The organism is Cellulosimicrobium sp. 4261 (genome assembly GCF_040546915.1).
Lineage (GTDB): Bacteria > Actinomycetota > Actinomycetes > Actinomycetales > Cellulomonadaceae > Cellulosimicrobium > Cellulosimicrobium cinnabarinum.
The window spans coordinates 186,369-203,652 of the sequence record NZ_JBEPOQ010000002.1 but is presented as its reverse complement, the minus strand read 5'-3'; the positions used below and the strand labels follow the sequence as shown (position 1 = coordinate 203,652).

Genomic DNA, 17,284 nt, shown 5'->3' with positions numbered 1-17,284 from the left:
CCACCACGGCGACGACGCGTCAGCGTCGCGGTGTCCGACGGCGCTCGTCGTCGCCACCGAGGGCGGCGCCGAGCGCCGCGAGCACGAGCAGGTCCACCACGAGCCCGGCGACGCCGACCCACTGCAGCGCGCGGAACACGAGGAGCTGCGTGAGCAGGAGCGAGACGAGCACGCCGCGCCGGACCCAGACGGCGCCGGCGCGGCGGTCCTCGGGCTGTCCGCGACGGGACGCCACCACGCCGACGACGACGCACGCGACCGTCGCGGCGACGCCCGCGACGATGCCGACCCCGACCCAGGCGGGCACGTCGACGTCGCCGACGAGCACGCGCAGCCCCGCGAGCAGCGAGCCGAGCGCTGTCCCGAGCACGAGCACGACCACCACGACGGCGGCCCAGCGGCGCTGGAGCGTCCGCGCGAACCAGGCCGACGAGCGCCGCACGAGCGCGCGCACCGGGTCGGGCACGTCGACGTCGTCGCGCGGCACGGCCTCGACGAGCGCCGCGACCTCGTCGGCCGTCGGCTCGCCCCGGCCCAGGGCGACGAGCGCACGGGCCTCGTCGCGCGCGTCGTCGGTGAACCCGCCGGCGACGCCCGCGACGGCGCGGTCGGTCGCGACCGCGAGGTACTCGGCCGGGTGGTGGCGCCGCCAGCCGTGCAGCGCCTCGACGACGAGGACGAGCACGACGACCGTCGCGTAGATGAGCGCCGCCGTCGGCTCGTAGAAGTAGTCGTTGTCCGCGGTGACGAACTTGCCGATCTCGTCGACGAACAGCCCGAACCCGATGCCGCCCACGAACGCGCCGAGCGAGCGCAGCGCCGGGCCGACGAAGGACAGCAGGATCACGAGGGCGAGCGCCATGCCGAGCCCGCCCCACAGCACGTGCGCGACGTGCAGGTCTCCCCCGCCGACCTGCGGGTACCCCGACGCCGCGAGGAAGAACCGCGTCACGAGCACCGTCGCGACGGCGACCACGAGGAACGTCACGACGTGCCGCACGGCCGCGGTGTCGCGGGCCGCGCCCAGGCGCAGGGCGCGGCCCCGCCGGGACGTCCCGGCGGAGGCGCGCCCCGAGCCCGCGCTCACCGCTTGCGCTTCTCCCGCACGCGGACGCTGATCTCGATGGGCGAGCCCTCGAACCCGAACGTCTCGCGCAGGCGGCGCTCGATGAACCGGCGGTAGCCCGCCTCGAGGAACCCGGTCGCGAAGACGACGAACCGCGGCGGGCGCGTGGAGGCCTGCGTCGCGAAGAGGATGCGGGGCTGCTTGCCGCCGCGCAGCGGGTGCGGGTGGGCGGCCACGAGCTCGCCGAGGAACGCGTTGAGGCGGCCCGTCGGGATGCGCGTGTCCCAGGAGTCGAGCGCGCGCTCCATCGCCGGGGCGAGACGGTCGGTGTGCCAGCCGGTGCGGGCCGACACGTTGACGCGCGGCGCCCACTGCACCTGCACGAGGTCCTTCTCGATCTCGCGCTCGAGGTACGGGCGACGGTCGTCGTCCATGAGGTCCCACTTGTTGTACGCGATGACGAGCGCGCGGCCCGCGTCCACGACCTGGGAGATGACGCGCGTGTCCTGCTCGGTGAGCGGCACCGACGCGTCCACGAGCACGACGGCGAGCTCCGCCTTCTCGATCGCGGCCTGCGTGCGCAGCGACGCGTAGAAGTCGGCGCCCTTCGTCTGGTGCACGCGGCGACGGATGCCGGCGGTGTCGACGAGGACGTACGGGACGTCCTTGATGGTCACGAGCTCGTCGACCGGGTCGCGCGTCGTGCCCGCGATCTCGTCGACGACGACGCGGTCGGCGCCCGCGAGCTTGTTGAGCAGCGAGGACTTGCCGACGTTCGGGCGCCCGACGAGCGCGACGCGGCGCGGCCCGGTCGGGCGCACCTCGCCGTGCTCGGACTCGGTCGGGAGCGCCGCCATCGCGGCGTCCAGCAGGTCGCCCGTCCCGCGGCCGTGCAGCGCGGACACGGGGTGCGGCTCGCCGAGGCCGAGGCTCCAGAGGTAGGCGGCGTCCGCCTCGCCCGACTGCCCGTCGACCTTGTTGGCGCACAGCACGACCGGCTTGCCCGACTCGCGCAGGAGGCGCACGACGCGCTCGTCCGTCGCGGTGGCGCCGACCGTCGCGTCCACGACGAAGAGCACCGCGTCGGCGAGGGCGATGGCGACCTCGGCCTGCTCGGCGACCTTGGACTCGATGCCCGCGACGTCGACCTCCCAGCCGCCGGTGTCGACGAGCGTGAACCGGCGCCCGGCCCAGTCGGCCGGGTAGCTCACGCGGTCGCGCGTGACGCCCGGCTTGTCCTCGACGACGGCCTCGCGACGGCCGAGGATGCGGTTGACGAGGGTCGACTTGCCGACGTTCGGACGCCCGACCACGGCGAGCACGGGCAGGGGCGACTCGGGCTCCGCGCCGTCGAGCGCGTCCTCGTCGGCGTCGAGCAGCGCGAGGTCGGCGTCCTCGAGCTCGTAGTCGTCGAGCCCGGCGCGCAGCGCGCGCTCGCGCGCCTCGTCGTCCGCGGAGTCCGCGTGCGCCAGGGGCTCCTCGGCCTGCCCGACGGCGTCGGTCGGTCCGGGCGTGCCGGGCTGGGCGGGGTCGGGTGTGGTCATGGGGTCTATTCTCCCAGGCCGCGGGCCAGGCTCCGAACCAGGCCGCGGGCGCGTCGTGCGGGTGGCCGTCCGGGACGCACGGCGTCAGCCCGCGGGACCGTCCCGGCGCGCGGCCAGCCGCGCGACGACGGCCCGCACGACATCGTCGGGCACGGGCTCCGCGAGCGGGAACCGCAGCGTGCCCTTGCCGTCCTGGTAGCGCGCGATGCGCCGCGCGAGCGCGTCGTCGACCTCGGGCACGGGGTAGAGCGAGACGTGGTGCGCCCAGCCCGCGAGGTAGACGACGTACCGGCCGTCGCGCGTGAAGGTCGGGATGCCGTAGCTGATCCGCTCACCCAGGCCGGGCACCGTGTCGTGCACCACGGCGCGCAGGTGCGCGACGACGTCGCGCGCGTCCGGGGCGAGCGTCGCGAGGTACTCGTCGACGGTCGTGGGCTTGCCGGGCGGCTCGGCCATGCGTGCTCCCTCCCCCGCGGGCGGCGCCTGCCCGGTCCCGCGACGGGGCGCCGGCGCCTGAGCGCGAACCTACCGCGCGGCGGTCGTGCCCGCGAGGCGCACGAGGACGACCCCGGCGACGACGAGCACGCCACCCGCGGCCTGCACGAGTCCCGGCACCTCGCCGAGCAGGAGCCACGCGATGACCACGGTGAACAGCACCTCCGACAGCCCGACGAACGACGCGAGGCGGTCGCCCATGCGGACGGTCGCGGCGACCCCGGACACGTACGCGAACGCCGTCGCGACGAGCACGACGACCGCGAGCGGGACGTACCAGGGCGCGGTCGAGCCGAGGAGCGTGACGTCGACGAGCGGGGCGGCGAACGGCAGCACGCCCGCGAGCGCCGCCGCGCCGAGCGCGAGCGCTCCGACGCCGAGCCCGCTCGCGGCGAGCGCGACGGGAGGCAGGCGCGTCGGGCGCGCGGACAGCACGAAGTAGGCGCCCAGCCCGCCCGCCGCGCCGAGCGCGAGGAGGACGCCGAGCAGGTCGGGGCGAGCGCCGCCCGGGTCGACGACGAGCACGAGGCCGAGGACCGCGACGGCGCAGCCCGCGAGCGTGAGCCGTGGCGGCACGTGCCGCGTGCGGGCCCAGGCGAGGCCGACGAGCAGGACGGGCGCGAGGTACTCGATGAGGAGCGCGATCCCGACGGGCATGCGCGCGACCGCCGCGAAGTAGCACAGCTGGGTCCCCGCGACGGCGACGAGGCCGAACCCGAGGACCAGCCGCCACTCCTCGCGCAGGAGCCGGTGGCTGCCGCGCAGGGCGACCGCCGCGACCGGGGCGAGGACGAGCGCCGAGCACAGGGCGCGCGCGAAGACGGCGGCGCCGGGCGTCCAGCCCGCCTCGAGGAGCGGCTTGACGAACGGGCCGCTCGCGCCGAACGCGAGGGCCGACGCGAGCCCGACGAGCAGACCGGTGCCCGGGCGGTCGCCCACCACGTGCGCCACCGGGCGGTCCGTCCTCATGGGGTCGGCCGGTCCCCGCGCGGGTCGTCCAGCGGCAGCGCCACACCGGTCAGCGCGACCGTGTCGGCGACCAGCTCGGCGAGCGCGGTGCGGATGCGCTCGTTCGCGTCCTCGAGCGCCTGCTTGCCGCTCACCCCGGGCACGCGCTCGACGGCGAGCGGCGCGCCGAAGCGGACGACGAGCCGACGCCGCACCCCGGGGAGCCGGTTGACGCCCTCACCCGCGCGGCGCGTACCGAGCACGGCCACGGGCACCACGTGCGCGTGGCCGTTGAGCGCGAGCCACGCGGCCCCGGCGCGCGCCGACGTCGCGTCGCCGCGCCCGCGGGCGCCCTCGGGGAAGACGCCGACCGCCCCGCCGCGCCGGAGCACGCCGAGCCCGGCCGCGAGCGCCGGGCGTCCGCCGGTGCGGTCCACGGGGATCTGCCCGGCGGCACGCAGCACCCAGCCGACCGGCCCCGTGAACATCTCCTCCTTGACGAGGACGTGCAGCGGGCGCGGCGCGACACCGAGGACGAGCGGCCCGTCGACGACGCCGGTGTGGTTCGCGGCGAGCACGACCGGGCCGTCCGTCGGGACGTGCTCCGCCCCGATGACGTCGGTCGCCCACACGACCCGGGCGAGGAAGCGGCCCACCCAGCGCGACCAGGCCGGCCCGGCGGGCGACGGCACGCCGTCTCCCGGACCGCGCACCCGGCTCACGAGCCCTGGCGCGGACCGACCACCCGCCCGGTGACCTGCTCGACCACGGAGAGGACCGCGTCGATCGTCTGCTCGAGGTCGAGCTCCGACGAGTCGACGGTCACGACGCCGTCGGCCGCGACCTGGAACTGCGAGACCGTCGCGTCGTCGCGGTCGCGCCGCAGCACCTGGTCCTTCGTCGCCTCGACGGCGGCCGCGTCGGCCGTCCCGTGCACGTCGAGCGAGCGCCGCGCGAGGCGGGCCTCCTCGCTCGCGGTGAGGAGCACACGCACGTCGGCGTCGGGGGCGACGACCGTCGTGATGTCCCGGCCCTCCGCGACGACGCCGCGCCCGCCCGCGAAGCCGTCGGGCGTGCGCTCGACCTCGATGACCGCGCGCTGGAGGCGCCGCAGCTCGGCGCGCACCGCGAGGTTCGTCGCGACGGCGCTGACGGCCGTGGAGATCGCGGTCGAGCGGATCGCCTCCTCGACGTCCGTCCCGTCCACGTGGACCGTCGGCCCGGACGGGTCGAGACCCATGACGAGCGGCATGACGCGCACGGCGTGCGCGACGGCGTCCTGGTCGGCGAGGTCCTCGCCGCGGTGGAGGCACCACCAGGTGGCGGCGCGGTACATCGCGCCCGTGTCGAGGTACGCGAGGCCGAGGCGGCGCGCGACGCCCTTGGACACGCTCGACTTGCCGGACCCCGAGGGCCCGTCGATCGCGAGCGTCAGCGCGCCGTCTCCCGGCGTCCCCGGGCTCACTGGGCCAGGTCCTTGCGCAGCGCCGTCGCCCCGTGCAGGTACACGTGCTGCACCGCCGCACGGTCCACGTCGAGCTCCGCGTGCGCCATGAGGCGCACCACGCGCGGGAGCGCGCCGGGCACCGCGATCTCCGTCGCGCACATGAGCGGCACGTCGCCGAGGCCCATCTCGCGCGCCGCGGCGGCCGGGAAGTCGGCCACCAGGTCGGGCGTGCACGTGAAGAGGATCGAGATGAGCGCGCGCGTGTCGACGGCGTTCGCGTCGAGCACCTCCTGCACGAGCTCGCGCGTGCGCTCGAACAGGTGCTCGCGCTCGTCGACGTCGAGCTGGGTCGCGCCCCGGATCGCCCGGACCGGCATGGATGGTGCTCCTTCGTGCGGGACGGCCCGCCTCGCGGCGGTCCGTCGGGGTGTGGTGCGGGACGCGCGGAACGGGCCTAGAGCCCGACGCCCGCCATGAGCGTGCCGAGCTCGGTGCGACCGAGCACGCGCGTCGTGCCGGGGCGCAGGTTGCCGAGCGCGATCGGGCCGATGCGCGTGCGCACGAGGCGCGTCACGGGGTAGCCGACCTCCTCGAACATGCGTCGCACGACGCGGTTGCGCCCCGAGTGCAGCACGACCTCGATCATCGTCTGGTCCGCGACCTGGTCGACGACGCGGTACGCGTCCGCCCGCACGACGCCGTCCTCGAGCTCGATCCCGTGCAGGAACTTGTTCGCGATGTTCCCCGCGACCTTGCCGCGCACCGTGACGAGGTAGGTCTTGGCGACCTCGTGCGAGGGGTGCGCGAGGTGGTTCGCGAGCTCGCCGTCGTTCGTGAGGAGCAGCAGGCCCTCGCTGTCCGCGTCGAGGCGGCCCACGTGGAACAGGCGCTCGGGCCGGTCGGCGACGAGCTCCGCGATGGACGGGCGCCCGTCCGGGTCGTGCATGGTCGACACGACGCCGCGCGGCTTGTTGAGGGCGAGGGTCACGCGCGAGGAGTCGAGCTGCAGGCGCATCCCGTCCACGTGCACGACGGCGCGGGCCGGGTCGACCCGCACGCCCAGCTCGGTGACGCGCACGCCGTCGACCTCGACGCGGCCCTGCGCGATGAGGTCCTCGCACGCGCGGCGCGACCCCAGCCCGGCCGACGCCAGCACCTTCTGCAGGCGCACGCCGTCCTCGACGTGCACGTCGCGCTGGGGCTCGGTGGGCTGCCCGCGCACGGGACGGCGCGGCCGGCCGGCCGCCTGGCCGGTGCGGGGCGCCGCCGTACCGCGACCCGGCGCAGGTCGACCCCGACCGGCAGCCGCGTCGCGGCCCGTGGACGAGCCCTGCGCGGACGAGCCGCCGCGCCGGGGCGCGCCGCCCGAGCGTGCGCCGTCGCCACTCCGCGGGCCGCCGCGACGCGCGTCGCCGCTCCCGCCGCGGCGTGCGTCGCCCGCCCCGTCGCGGGGCGTGCGCCCGCGCCCTGCGTCGCCGGAGCGGCGTCCGTCCTTCGAGCTCATGCGTGTCCTTCGTCCGTCGGTCCGTGCGTGACGTCGCGCGTCACGCCGGGTGTCGTGGCGGTCGGCGCCGGTGCGCCGTCCGCGTCGTCAGCCGCGGCGCCGGGAGCGTCCGTCGGCGCCGCGACGCCCGTCGGCCGCGCGGGAGCGCGCAGGTCGGCGAGCCCGTCGAGGCCCTCGAGGTCGTCCATGTCCGGCAGGTGCGGCGCGAGCGGGGGGAGCTCGTCGAGCGACGTGAAGCCCATCCGCTCGAGGAAGTACCCCGTGGTGCCGAAGAGGCCGGCGCCGGTGTGCGGGTCCTGGCCGACCTCGGCCACGAGCCCGCGCGCCACGAGCGTGCGCACCACGCCGTCCACGTTGACCCCTCGCACCGCCGACACCTGGCCGCGGCTGACCGGTTGACGGTACGCGATCACGGCCAGAGTCTCCAACGCCGCCTGCGTGAGCCGGGCCGTCTGGCCGCCCTGCACGAACCTGCCCACGACCTCGGCGTGCGCGGGCGCGGAGTACACGCGCCACCCGCCGCCCGCCGCGCGCAGCTCGAACCCGCGCGGGCGCCCGCCGTCGTCGCCCCGGTACTCGGCGGCGAGCTCGTGCAGCGCGTCGAGCACCTCGTCGACCGGGACCGCGAGCGCCGTCGCGAGCTCGACCGGCGGGATCGGCTCGTCGGCGACCATGAGCACGGCCTCGAGCGCGGACGGCAGGCCGCCCGGGAGGTCGTGCACGGCGGGCGGGCGGGCGTCGTCCGGGGTCGGGCCGTCGTCGGGCAGCGTCACGCGGGGACCTCCTGGTCGGTGGCGGCGAGGGCGTCCGCCAGGTCGGGCTCGTCGCCCTCGTCGAACTCGCTGCCGACGCCGACGAGCGGCGGCTCGGCCGCGTCGTCGTCGCCCGACCACCGCACGGTGAGCTCGCCGAGCGGCGTCACCTGGTCGAACGCGACGAGCGCCTGACGGAACAGCTCGAGCAGCGCGAGGAACCGCGCGACGACCACGGCGGTCTCCCCCGCGTCGGCCACGAGGGCGCGGAACGTCGTCGTGCCGTGGCTGCGCACGCGCTCGACGACGATCCCGGCCTGCTCGCGCACGCTCACGGCGGGGGCGTGCAGGTGGTCGAGCGAGACGCCGGGCGGCGGCGCCTTGGGCGCGAGCGCGCGGGCCGCGAGCACGGCGAGCTGGTCCGGTCCCATGGTCCACACGAGCTCGGGCAGCAGCGCGGCGAGGTGCGGCTCGAGCTGCACGACGCGCGGGAACCGGCGCCCCGCGCTCTCGAACCGCTCGGCGAGCAGCCCCGACACGTCCTTGTACGCGCGGTACTGCAGCAGCCGCGCGAAGAGCAGGTCCCGCGCCTCCAGCAGCGCCAGGTCCTCGTCGTCCTCGACGCTGCCCGTCGGCAGCAGCCGGGCCGCCTTGAGGTCGAGCAGCGTCGCGGCGACGACGAGGAACTCGCTCGCGGTCCCGAGGTCCCAGCCGGGGTGGTCCTCCCCCGCGGCCCGCGCGACCGCGGCGGCACGCTCGGCCGTGCGGATGTACGCGATGAAGTCGTCCGTCACGCGCGCGAGCGCGACCTCGGTGATGTCGAGCTTGTGCTTCGTGATGAGCGACAGCAGCAGGTCGAAGGGCCCGCTGAAGTTGTCGAGCCGGACCTCGAACCCGGTCCGTGCGGGCGGCTCGGTCGGTGGCGGCGGCTCAGGCGGCGTCGCCACGGGCGACCAGCTCCCGGGCGAGCTGCCGGTACGCGACCGCGCCCGGGTGGTTCGGCGCGTAGACGGTGATGGGCTCCGCCGCGACGGACGCGTCCGGGAACTTCACGGTGCGCCCGATCACGGTGTGGAGCAGCTTGTCGCCGAACGCCTCGTGCACGCGCGCCACGACCTCGCGCGAGTGCAGCGTCCGCGAGTCGAACATCGTGGCGAGGATGCCGTCGACGTCGAGGCGCGGGTTGAGCCGGTCGCGCACCTTCTCGATCGTCTCGACGAGCAGGGCGACGCCGCGCAGCGCGAAGAACTCGCACTCGAGCGGGATGAGGACGCCGTGCGCGGCGGTGAGCGCGTTCACGGTCAGCAGCCCGAGCGACGGCTGGCAGTCGACGAGGATCACGTCGTAGTCGTCCACGACGGGGCGCAGCACGCGCGACAGGACGGACTCGCGCGCGACCTCGCCCACGAGCTGCACCTCGGCGGCCGAGAGGTCGATGTTCGCGGGCAGCAGGTCGAGGTTCTCCACGTCGGTGCTCACGAGCACGTCGTGGATGTCCGCGCCACGCTCCATGAGCAGGTTGTAGACCGTGCGGTCGAGCTCGTGCGGGTTGACGCCCAGGCCGACGGACGCGGCGCCCTGCGGGTCGAAGTCGACGAGCAGGACCTTGCGCCCGTACTCGGCGAGCGCGGCGCCCAGGTTGATGGTCGTCGTCGTCTTGCCGACGCCGCCCTTCTGGTTGCACATCGCGATGATCCGGCCCGGGCCGTGCGCGGCGAGCGGGGCCGGGACGGGGAACTCCGGCAGGGTGCGGCCGACGACGTCGACACGCGGCTCGGTGCCGGCGGTCCGGTCCGCGGGGCGGTCGACGGCGGGGGCCGCGTCCCCCTCGGCGGAGGTCGGCGGGGCGACCGGACGGACGGCGTCGCCGTGCGAGCCGTGCGCGCCGCGCGTCTCGGGCTGGGTCTCGGCCTGGCTGCTCACGTCCGCCACGGTATCGCAGGACCTCCCCGCGGCCGGTGCGCACGCGCCCGCGCGCCGCGTTCCGGGACGGCACGCCGCAGGGCACGCCGCAGCGGTGGTGCCGCCGTCCCGGCGCGCCCGTCAGCCCAGCGCGCGGGGGTGCGCGGCCGCGTAGACCTCGCGCAGCGTGTCGGGCGTCACGAGCGTGTAGATCTGGGTCGTGGTGACCGACGCGTGGCCCAGCAGCTCCTGCACGACGCGCACGTCCGCGCCGCCGGCGAGCAGGTGGGTCGCGAACGAGTGCCGCAGCGTGTGGGGCGAGATGCGCTCGGGGTGCTCGATCCCGGCGCGCTCGGCCGCGGTGCGCAGCACGGCCCACGCGCTCTGCCGGGACAGGCGCGCGCCGCGCGTGTTGAGGAACACCGCGGGCGTCCCCCGCCCGTTCGCGGCGAGCGCGGCGCGCCCGCGCACGAGGTAGGCGTCGAGGGCGCGTCGCGCGAACGACCCGACGGGCACCACGCGCTCCTTGCCGCCCTTGCCCAGCAGGCGCACGGCGCCGCTGTCGAGGTCCAAGTCGTCGACGTCGAGGCTCACCGCCTCGGTGATGCGCGCGCCGGTCGAGTACACGAGCTCCAGGAGCGCGCGGTCGCGCAGGGGGCCCGGACCGTCCCCGGCCCCGGAGGCCTCGAGGATGCGCGCGACCTCGTCGGTCGAGATGGCCTTCGGCAGCCGCCTGCCCTGGGCGGGCGGGCGCACGTCGGCCGACGCGTCGGCGTCGGCGAGGCCCTCCGCCGCGCAGAACCGGTGCCAGCCGCGCACCGCCGCGACCGACCGGGCGGTCGAGGACGCCGACAGGGGCGCGCCGCCGTCGGCCCCGGTGCGCAGCGCCGTGACGTAGTCCGCGACGTCGTCCGCCTCGACGTCGCGCACGGCGTGGTTGCCGCGCGACCCGAGGAACGCGACGTAGCGCGCGAGGTCGCGGCGGTAGGCCGCGACCGTGTTGGCGGACAGCCCGCGCTCGACGGCGAGGTGCGCCAGGTACTCGCGCGCGGCGCGGTCCAGCGCCTCGGGCACGTGGGCCTCGCCGGGGCTCATGGCGTCACTGCCCTGCCGGGACGGCCGGGCTCACAGCGGGAGGAAGACGTCGACCGCCACCGCGACGAAGAGCAGGGTCAGGTACGTGATGGACGCGTGGAAGACCTTCATCTCCCCCACCTTGCCGCCCTTGCCGTCGGCCTTGTCGCGCGCCCGGCGCAGCATCGTCACGCACGACGACAGGAACCACGCGCCCAGGGCCGTGGCGACGACGCCGTACACCCAGGTCATGCCGGCGAGCGGCCACAGCGCGAGGGACGAGGCGACCATCGCGACGCCGTAGAGGATCATCTCGCGCGCGACCCTGCTGTCGTCCGCGACGACGGGGAGCATCGGGACGCCCGCGTTCGCGTAGTCCCGCTTGAACTTCATCGACAGCGGCCAGTAGTGCGGCGGGGTCCAGAAGAAGATGACGAGGAACAACGCGAGCGCCGCCCAGCTCAGCGAGCCCGTGACCGCCGACCAGCCGATGAGCACCGGCATGCAGCCCGCGATGCCGCCCCACACGATGTTCTGCGGAGTACGGCGCTTGAGGATCATCGTGTAGCCGACGACGTAGATCGAGATCGCCGCGAACGTCAGCCACGCCGAGACGACGTTGACCAGCAGCGCGAACCAGACCAGCGACACCACGCCGAGGACGGTCGCGAAGACGAGCGCCGCGCGCGGGGAGATCTCGCCCGTGACGAGCGGGCGCCGCTTGGTGCGGTTCATGACCTCGTCGATGTCGCGGTCGAGGTAGCAGTTGTAGACGTTCGCGGACGCCGCGGCGAGCGTGCCGCCGACGAGCGTCGCGAGGATGAGGCCCAGGCCGGGCAGCCCGCCCTGCGCCAGGAACATCGTCGGCACCGTCGTGACGAGGAGGAGCTCGATGATGCGCGGCTTGGTGAGGGCGACGTAGGCGCCAACCCGCTCGCGCAGCGCGCGGGTCGCGCTGGCGACCTCGGCCGTCGGGGCGACGGAGGTCGCGGGGGCCGTCGGGGAGGACGGCTGCTGGGTCGACGCGGCGCTCGACGGGCTTCCGGTCCCGTCGATCGGTGCCTGGCTCGTGGTGTGCACGCGCTTCGGTGTTCCGTTCTGAGGTGGGGGGCGAGCTGGGACGGACCGCCGGTCGTCCTCGCTCATCGTACGTCCCCGCCTGCGCGGGGGCCGACCGGACGGGCCGGGCGATTGTGTGACATCCGACCGAAATCCAGCACGTGGGCACCGCCCGGCCGGGAACGGCGCGCGCGTATAGGCTGGTGCCCGCGACCGTCCCGCGTCGGACCGCCCGCCACGGACGTGGCCTCCGGGCCGCGCGACGGGCACCGGGCCGCCCCGCCCCCTGAGGCGTGAGGCCGGGAAATGTTCAACGGTTGCTTCGAGTTGTCGCGAGGATCCGGGGCGCGCGCTCCGGACGGGAATGAGGTTCGGTGAACGCGTTGTCCCCTGCTCACACGCCCCTGGACTGGACGGACCTGGACGACCGGGCCGTCAAGACGATCAAGGCGCTCGCCGCCGACGCCGTGGAGAAGGTGGGCAACGGCCACCCGGGCACCGCGATCTCGCTGGCCCCCGCCGCGTACCTGCTGTTCCAGAAGGTCATGCGCCACGACCCGTCCGACGACCACTGGGTCGGTCGTGACCGGTTCGTGCTCTCCGCGGGCCACTCGTCGCTGACGATCTACCTCCAGCTCTTCCTCGCCGGGTACGGCCTGGAGATGGAGGACATCGAGGCGCTGCGCACGTGGGGCTCCAAGACCCCCGGCCACCCCGAGTACAAGCACACCCGGGGCGTCGAGATCACGACCGGCCCGCTCGGCCAGGGCCTCGCGTCGTCGGTCGGCATGGCGTTCGCGGCACGCCGCGAGCGCGGCCTGCTCGACCCGTCGACCACGCCGGGCGAGTCGCCGTTCGACCACCACGTCTACGTCATCGCCTCCGACGGCGACCTGCAGGAGGGCGTGACGAGCGAGGCCTCCTCGCTCGCGGGCCACCAGCAGCTCGGCAACCTCGTCGTGATCTGGGACGACAACAAGATCTCGATCGAGGACGACACGGACATCGCGTTCACCGAGGACGTGCTCGCGCGGTACGCGGCGTACGGCTGGCACACCCAGCGCGTCGACTGGACCAACGGGGGCACCGGCTACACGGAGGACGTCGACGCGCTGCACGCCGCGATCGAGGCCGCCAAGGCCGAGACGGGCAAGCCGTCGATCATCGCGCTGCGCACGATCATCGGGTACCCGTCGCCCACGAAGCAGAACACGGGCGGCATCCACGGCTCCGCCATGGGCGCCGACGAGATCAAGGGCCTCAAGGTCGAGCTCGGCCTCGACCCCGAGGCGAGCTTCGCGATCGACGACGAGGTGCTCGCGTACACGCGCGCCGTCGGCGAGCGCCAGGCCGACGCCCGCGCCGCCTGGGACCGGGCGTTCGAGGCCTGGAAGACGGCGAACCCGTCCGGCGCGGAGCTGCTCGACCGCCTCTCGCGCCGCCAGCTCCCGGCGGGCTGGGAGGACTCCCTCCCGACGTTCGAGGCGGGCAAGGCCGTCGCGACGCGCTCCGCGTCCGGCAAGGTCCTCACCGCGCTCAAGGACGTCCTGCCCGAGCTGTGGGGCGGCTCCGCCGACCTCGCGGGCTCGAACAACACGACGATGGACGGCGAGCCGTCGTTCGTGCCGGCCGAGCACGCGACGAAGAAGTTCCCGGGCCACGAGTACGGCCGCACGCTGCACTTCGGCATCCGCGAGCACGCGATGGGCGCGATCCTCAACGGCATCGTCCTGCACGGTGGCACGCGCGCCTACGGCGGCACGTTCCTCCAGTTCAGCGACTACATGCGTCCCGCCGTCCGGCTCGCCGCCCTCATGGAGATCCCGACGACGTTCGTGTGGACGCACGACTCGATCGGCCTCGGCGAGGACGGCCCGACGCACCAGCCCGTCGAGCACCTCGCGGCGCTGCGCGCGATCCCGGGCCTCGACGTCGTGCGGCCGGCCGACGCGAACGAGACCGCGTGGGCGTGGCGCACCGTGCTCGAGAACACCGAGCGCCCGGCGGGCCTCATCCTCACGCGCCAGAACGTGCCGACGTTCCCGCGCGGGACCGACGGCTACGCCGACGCGTCCGGCACGGCGCGCGGCGGCTACGTGCTGCTCGACACCGAGGGCACGCCCGACGTCATCCTCATCGGCACCGGCTCCGAGGTGCAGCTCGCCGTCGAGGCGCGCGAGATCCTCGCCGCCGAGGGCGTGCAGGCGCGCGTCGTGTCGCTGCCGAGCCGCGAGTGGTTCGACGGCCAGGACGACGCCTACCGCGAGTCAGTCCTGCCGTCCACGGTCCGTGCGCGCGTCTCGGTCGAGGCGGGCGTCGCGCAGGGCTGGCGCGAGCTCGTCGGCGACGCCGGCCGCTCCGTGAGCCTCGAGCACTACGGCGCGTCCGCGGACTACCAGGTGCTGTACCGCGAGTTCGGCATCACGTCCGAGGCCGTCGCGACGGCGGCGCGCGAGTCGATCGCCGCGGCGCGCGGCGACGACGCGCCGGGCGCCGAGCCCACCCCCTCGGAGGGCGGCACTGGCGACCTGCGCTGACCCTTCGTAGATTCCGAGGTGGGGCCGCGCACGCGGCCCCACCTCGGGACGCCCCGGGACGACCGCCACGAGCGGCGCCCCGGGTGCACGCCCGCGGCGAGAGCACCACGAGAGGAAGTCCGATGACGCAGCCCACCACCGTCCCCGGCCCCATCGAGCAGCTCACGGGAGCGGGCGTGTCGATCTGGCTCGACGACCTCTCCCGAGAACGGCTGCGCACCGGCAACCTCGCCGAGCTCGTGGCGACGCGCGGCGTCGTCGGCGTGACCACGAACCCCACGATCTTCGCGTCGGCGCTCGCGCAGGGCGACGCCTACGACGCCCAGCTCGCCGACCTCGCGGCCGCGGGCACCGACGACGCGGCCGTGGAGGCCGCCGTCGAGCGCATCACCACGGACGACGTGCGCACCGCCGCCGACCTCCTGCGCCCCGTCTACGACGCCACCGACGGCGTCGACGGGCGCGTCTCGATCGAGGTCGACCCGCGCCTCGCCCACGACGCCGACGCGACGGTCGTCACGGCGGAGCGCCTGTGGCGCACGATCGACCGCCCGAACGTCTACATCAAGATCCCGGCGACCGTCGCGGGCCTCGACGCGATCACGCGCACGCTCGCGCAGGGCATCAGCGTCAACGTGACCCTCATCTTCTCCCTCGCGCGCTACCGCGCCGTCATGGAGGCGTTCGCGATCGGGCTGGAGCAGGCGCGCGCCGACGGCGTCGACCTCGCGCCCGTGGGCTCGGTCGCCTCGTTCTTCGTCTCGCGCGTGGACACCGCCGTGGACGCCGCGCTCGAGAAGGTCGGGACGCCCGAGGCGCTCGACCTGCGCGGGCAGACGGCCGTGGCGAACGCGCGCCTCGCGTTCGAGGCCTACGAGGAGTTCCGCCAGACGGACCGCTGGCGCTCGCTCGCCGCGTCCGGCGCGCAGCCCCAGCGCCCGCTGTGGGCCTCGACGGGCGTGAAGAACCCCGAGTACCGCGACACGATGTACGTCGACGAGCTCGTGACGGACGGCGTCGTGAACACGATGCCCGAGGCGACGCTCCAGGCGTTCGCGGACCACGGCGTCGTGACGGGCGACACGATCACCGGCACGGCGTCCGCGTCGAGGCGCACGATCGAGACCGTCGAGTCGTTCGGCGTCTCCCTCGTGGAGGTCACCGACCGCCTCGAGGCCGAGGGCGTGCGCAAGTTCGAGGACAGCTGGACCGAGCTCCTCGCCACGACGCGCGACAACCTGCGCCGCCTCGCCTCCTCCTGACCCCGGCGCGCGGCCGGCCTCTCGCCCGCGCGTCCGACCTGCGGGAACGACGGCGCACCCCGTGGCGACGCCCCTATGATCCGCAGACGCCCCAGACCTTCTGCAGTCCTCCGACCCCTCCCCGAACGGAACGGTGCCACCAGGTGAGACCGGCCAAGATCACGCCAGAGCACAACCCTCTGCGCGACCCCCTCGACCTGCGCCTGCCTCGGATCGCGGGCCCGTGCGGGCTCGTCATCTTCGGCGTCACGGGCGACCTCGCCCGCAAGAAGCTCATGCCCGCGGTCTACGACCTCGCCAACCGCGGCCTGCTGCCGCCGGGCTTCGCGCTCACGGGCTTCGCGCGCCGCGACTGGGAGGACCAGGACTTCGCGCAGGTCGTGCACGACGCCGTCAAGGAGCACGCGCGCACGCCGTTCCGCGAGGCGACGTGGCGCCAGCTCTCCGAGGGCATCCGGTTCGTCCAGGGCTCGTTCGACGACGACGAGGCGTTCGAGCGCCTGCGCGAGACGGTCGAGACGCTCGACGCCGAGCGCGGCACGGGCGGCAACCACGCGTTCTACCTGTCGGTCCCGCCGAGCGCGTTCCCCGTCGTGTGCCGCCAGCTCGCCGAGTCGGGGCTGTCCCGCTCGGCGGAGGAGGCGTGGCGCCGCGTGGTCATCGAGAAGCCCTTCGGCCACGACCTCGCGAGCGCGCGCGAGCTCGACGCCGTCGTGTCGGAGGTCTTCCCGCCCGACTCGGTCTTCCGCATCGACCACTACCTCGGCAAGGAGACGGTCCAGAACCTCCTCGCCCTGCGCTTCGCGAACCAGATGTTCGAGCCCATCTGGAACGCGAACTACGTCGACCACGTGCAGATCACGATGGCCGAGGACATCGGCATCGGAGGCCGCGCGGGCTACTACGACGGCATCGGCGCCGCGCGCGACGTCATCCAGAACCACCTCCTCCAGCTCCTCGCGCTCGTCGCGATGGAGGAGCCGGTGTCGTTCGACGCGCCCTCCCTGCGGGCCGAGAAGATCAAGGCGCTCTCCGCCGTGCGGCTGCCGCGCGAGCTGTCCCGGCACACGGCCCGCGGCCAGTACGCCGCCGGCTGGCAGGGCGGCGAGGAGGTCATCGGCTTCCTCGAGGAGGACGGCATCCCCGACTCCTCCACCACGGAGACGTACGCGGCGATCCGCGTCGACATCGACAACCGCCGCTGGGCGGGCGTCCCGTTCTACCTGCGCACGGGCAAGCGCCTCGGGCGTCGCGTGACCGAGGTCGCGGTCGTGTTCAAGAAGGCACCGCACCTGCCGTTCGAGAGCTCGCAGGCGTCGGACCTCGGGAACAACGCGCTCGTGATCCGCGTCCAGCCGGACGAGGGCGTGACGATGCGCTTCGGCGCCAAGGTCCCGGGCACCGCGATGGAGGTCCGCGACGTGACGATGGACTTCGGCTACGGGCACGCGTTCACCGAGTCGTCGCCGGAGGCGTACGAGCGCCTCATCCTCGACGTCCTGCTCGGCGACCCGCCGCTGTTCCCCACGCGCGAGGAGGTCGAGCTCTCCTGGAAGATCCTCGACCCGATCACCGCGCACTGGGCGGCGAAGGGCAAGCCCGAGCAGTACCGGTCGGGCACGTGGGGCCCGGAGTCCGCCGACGCGATGCTCGCGCGCGACGGCCGCGCGTGGCGGCGCCCGTGACCGCCCCGG

General features: G+C 74.9%; 15 protein-coding genes and 1 pseudogene. 3 read left to right on the top strand and 13 right to left on the bottom strand.

The features are described from left to right. Nucleotides 1-19 precede the first annotated feature (19 nt). The 13 genes and pseudogenes from ABIE39_RS03180 to ABIE39_RS03120 all read right to left on the bottom strand — a co-directional run bounded on the left by ABIE39_RS03180 (nucleotide 20) and on the right by ABIE39_RS03120 (nucleotide 11,812). Nucleotides 20-1,087: a hypothetical protein gene (locus tag ABIE39_RS03180; protein WP_354050401.1), complete on the bottom strand. Its 1,068-nt coding sequence runs from the start codon at nucleotides 1,085-1,087 to the stop codon at nucleotides 20-22. After that, on the bottom strand, nucleotides 1,084-2,610 hold the full coding sequence (gene der / locus ABIE39_RS03175) for a ribosome biogenesis GTPase Der (protein ID WP_186810401.1): 1,527 nt from the start codon (nucleotides 2,608-2,610) through the stop codon (nucleotides 1,084-1,086). Before der ends, ABIE39_RS03180 begins: the two co-directional genes overlap by 4 nt. 84 nt (nucleotides 2,611-2,694) lie before the next feature. Continuing rightward, complete coding sequence (locus ABIE39_RS03170; RefSeq protein WP_074806634.1) at nucleotides 2,695-3,066, bottom strand: iron chaperone; 372 nt, start codon at nucleotides 3,064-3,066, stop codon at nucleotides 2,695-2,697. Nucleotides 3,067-3,135: 69 nt separating this feature from the next. Next, nucleotides 3,136-4,074: a DMT family transporter gene (locus tag ABIE39_RS03165; protein ID WP_209829212.1), complete on the bottom strand. Its 939-nt coding sequence runs from the start codon at nucleotides 4,072-4,074 to the stop codon at nucleotides 3,136-3,138. After that, nucleotides 4,071-4,745: a lysophospholipid acyltransferase family protein gene (locus ABIE39_RS03160; protein ID WP_354050398.1), complete on the bottom strand. Its 675-nt coding sequence runs from the start codon at nucleotides 4,743-4,745 to the stop codon at nucleotides 4,071-4,073. The genes ABIE39_RS03165 and ABIE39_RS03160 overlap by 4 nt, the downstream gene beginning before the upstream one ends. 26 nt (nucleotides 4,746-4,771) lie before the next feature. After that, nucleotides 4,772-5,518 (bottom strand): (d)CMP kinase, encoded by a 747-nt coding sequence (gene cmk, locus ABIE39_RS03155; protein ID WP_209829213.1) that lies wholly within the window; start codon nucleotides 5,516-5,518, stop codon nucleotides 4,772-4,774. Continuing rightward, nucleotides 5,515-5,877: a chorismate mutase gene (gene aroH, locus ABIE39_RS03150; protein ID WP_175008487.1), complete on the bottom strand. Its 363-nt coding sequence runs from the start codon at nucleotides 5,875-5,877 to the stop codon at nucleotides 5,515-5,517. The genes cmk and aroH overlap by 4 nt, the downstream gene beginning before the upstream one ends. Before the next feature lie 77 nt (nucleotides 5,878-5,954). Then, nucleotides 5,955-7,004 (bottom strand): pseudouridine synthase, encoded by a 1,050-nt coding sequence (locus ABIE39_RS03145; protein WP_354050396.1) that lies wholly within the window; start codon nucleotides 7,002-7,004, stop codon nucleotides 5,955-5,957. A gap of 164 nt (nucleotides 7,005-7,168) precedes the next feature. Continuing rightward, nucleotides 7,169-7,777 (bottom strand): annotated as a pseudogene (scpB, locus tag ABIE39_RS03140) (SMC-Scp complex subunit ScpB); the annotation flags it as partial. Then, a complete protein-coding gene (locus ABIE39_RS03135) occupies nucleotides 7,774-8,703 on the bottom strand; it encodes a segregation/condensation protein A (RefSeq protein ID WP_175008485.1) in 930 nt (309 codons plus the stop codon). The pseudogene scpB and the gene ABIE39_RS03135, both read right to left, overlap by 4 nt. Next, a complete protein-coding gene (locus tag ABIE39_RS03130) occupies nucleotides 8,687-9,502 on the bottom strand; it encodes a ParA family protein (protein WP_255437145.1) in 816 nt (271 codons plus the stop codon). Before ABIE39_RS03130 ends, ABIE39_RS03135 begins: the two co-directional genes overlap by 17 nt. Before the next feature lie 297 nt (nucleotides 9,503-9,799). Continuing rightward, nucleotides 9,800-10,753, bottom strand: a complete 954-nt coding sequence (xerD, locus tag ABIE39_RS03125; protein ID WP_354050392.1) for a site-specific tyrosine recombinase XerD — start codon at nucleotides 10,751-10,753, stop codon at nucleotides 9,800-9,802. Between the two features lie 30 nt (nucleotides 10,754-10,783). Continuing rightward, a complete protein-coding gene (locus ABIE39_RS03120; RefSeq protein ID WP_354050390.1) occupies nucleotides 10,784-11,812 on the bottom strand; it encodes a heme o synthase in 1,029 nt (342 codons plus the stop codon). A 353-nt stretch (nucleotides 11,813-12,165) separates the two neighbouring features. On the opposite strand from ABIE39_RS03120, the gene tkt reads away from it, so the two are divergent. From tkt to zwf, 3 genes are all read left to right on the top strand, one after another. Continuing rightward, nucleotides 12,166-14,328, top strand: coding sequence for a transketolase (gene tkt, locus ABIE39_RS03115; RefSeq protein WP_175008482.1), 2,163 nt, complete (start codon nucleotides 12,166-12,168; stop codon nucleotides 14,326-14,328). 122 nt (nucleotides 14,329-14,450) lie between these two features. Further along, on the top strand, nucleotides 14,451-15,590 hold the full coding sequence (gene tal, locus ABIE39_RS03110; protein ID WP_209829217.1) for a transaldolase: 1,140 nt from the start codon (nucleotides 14,451-14,453) through the stop codon (nucleotides 15,588-15,590). 143 nt (nucleotides 15,591-15,733) lie between these two features. Beyond that, nucleotides 15,734-17,275, top strand: coding sequence for a glucose-6-phosphate dehydrogenase (gene zwf / locus ABIE39_RS03105; protein ID WP_175008480.1), 1,542 nt, complete (start codon nucleotides 15,734-15,736; stop codon nucleotides 17,273-17,275). Nucleotides 17,276-17,284 lie beyond the last annotated feature (9 nt).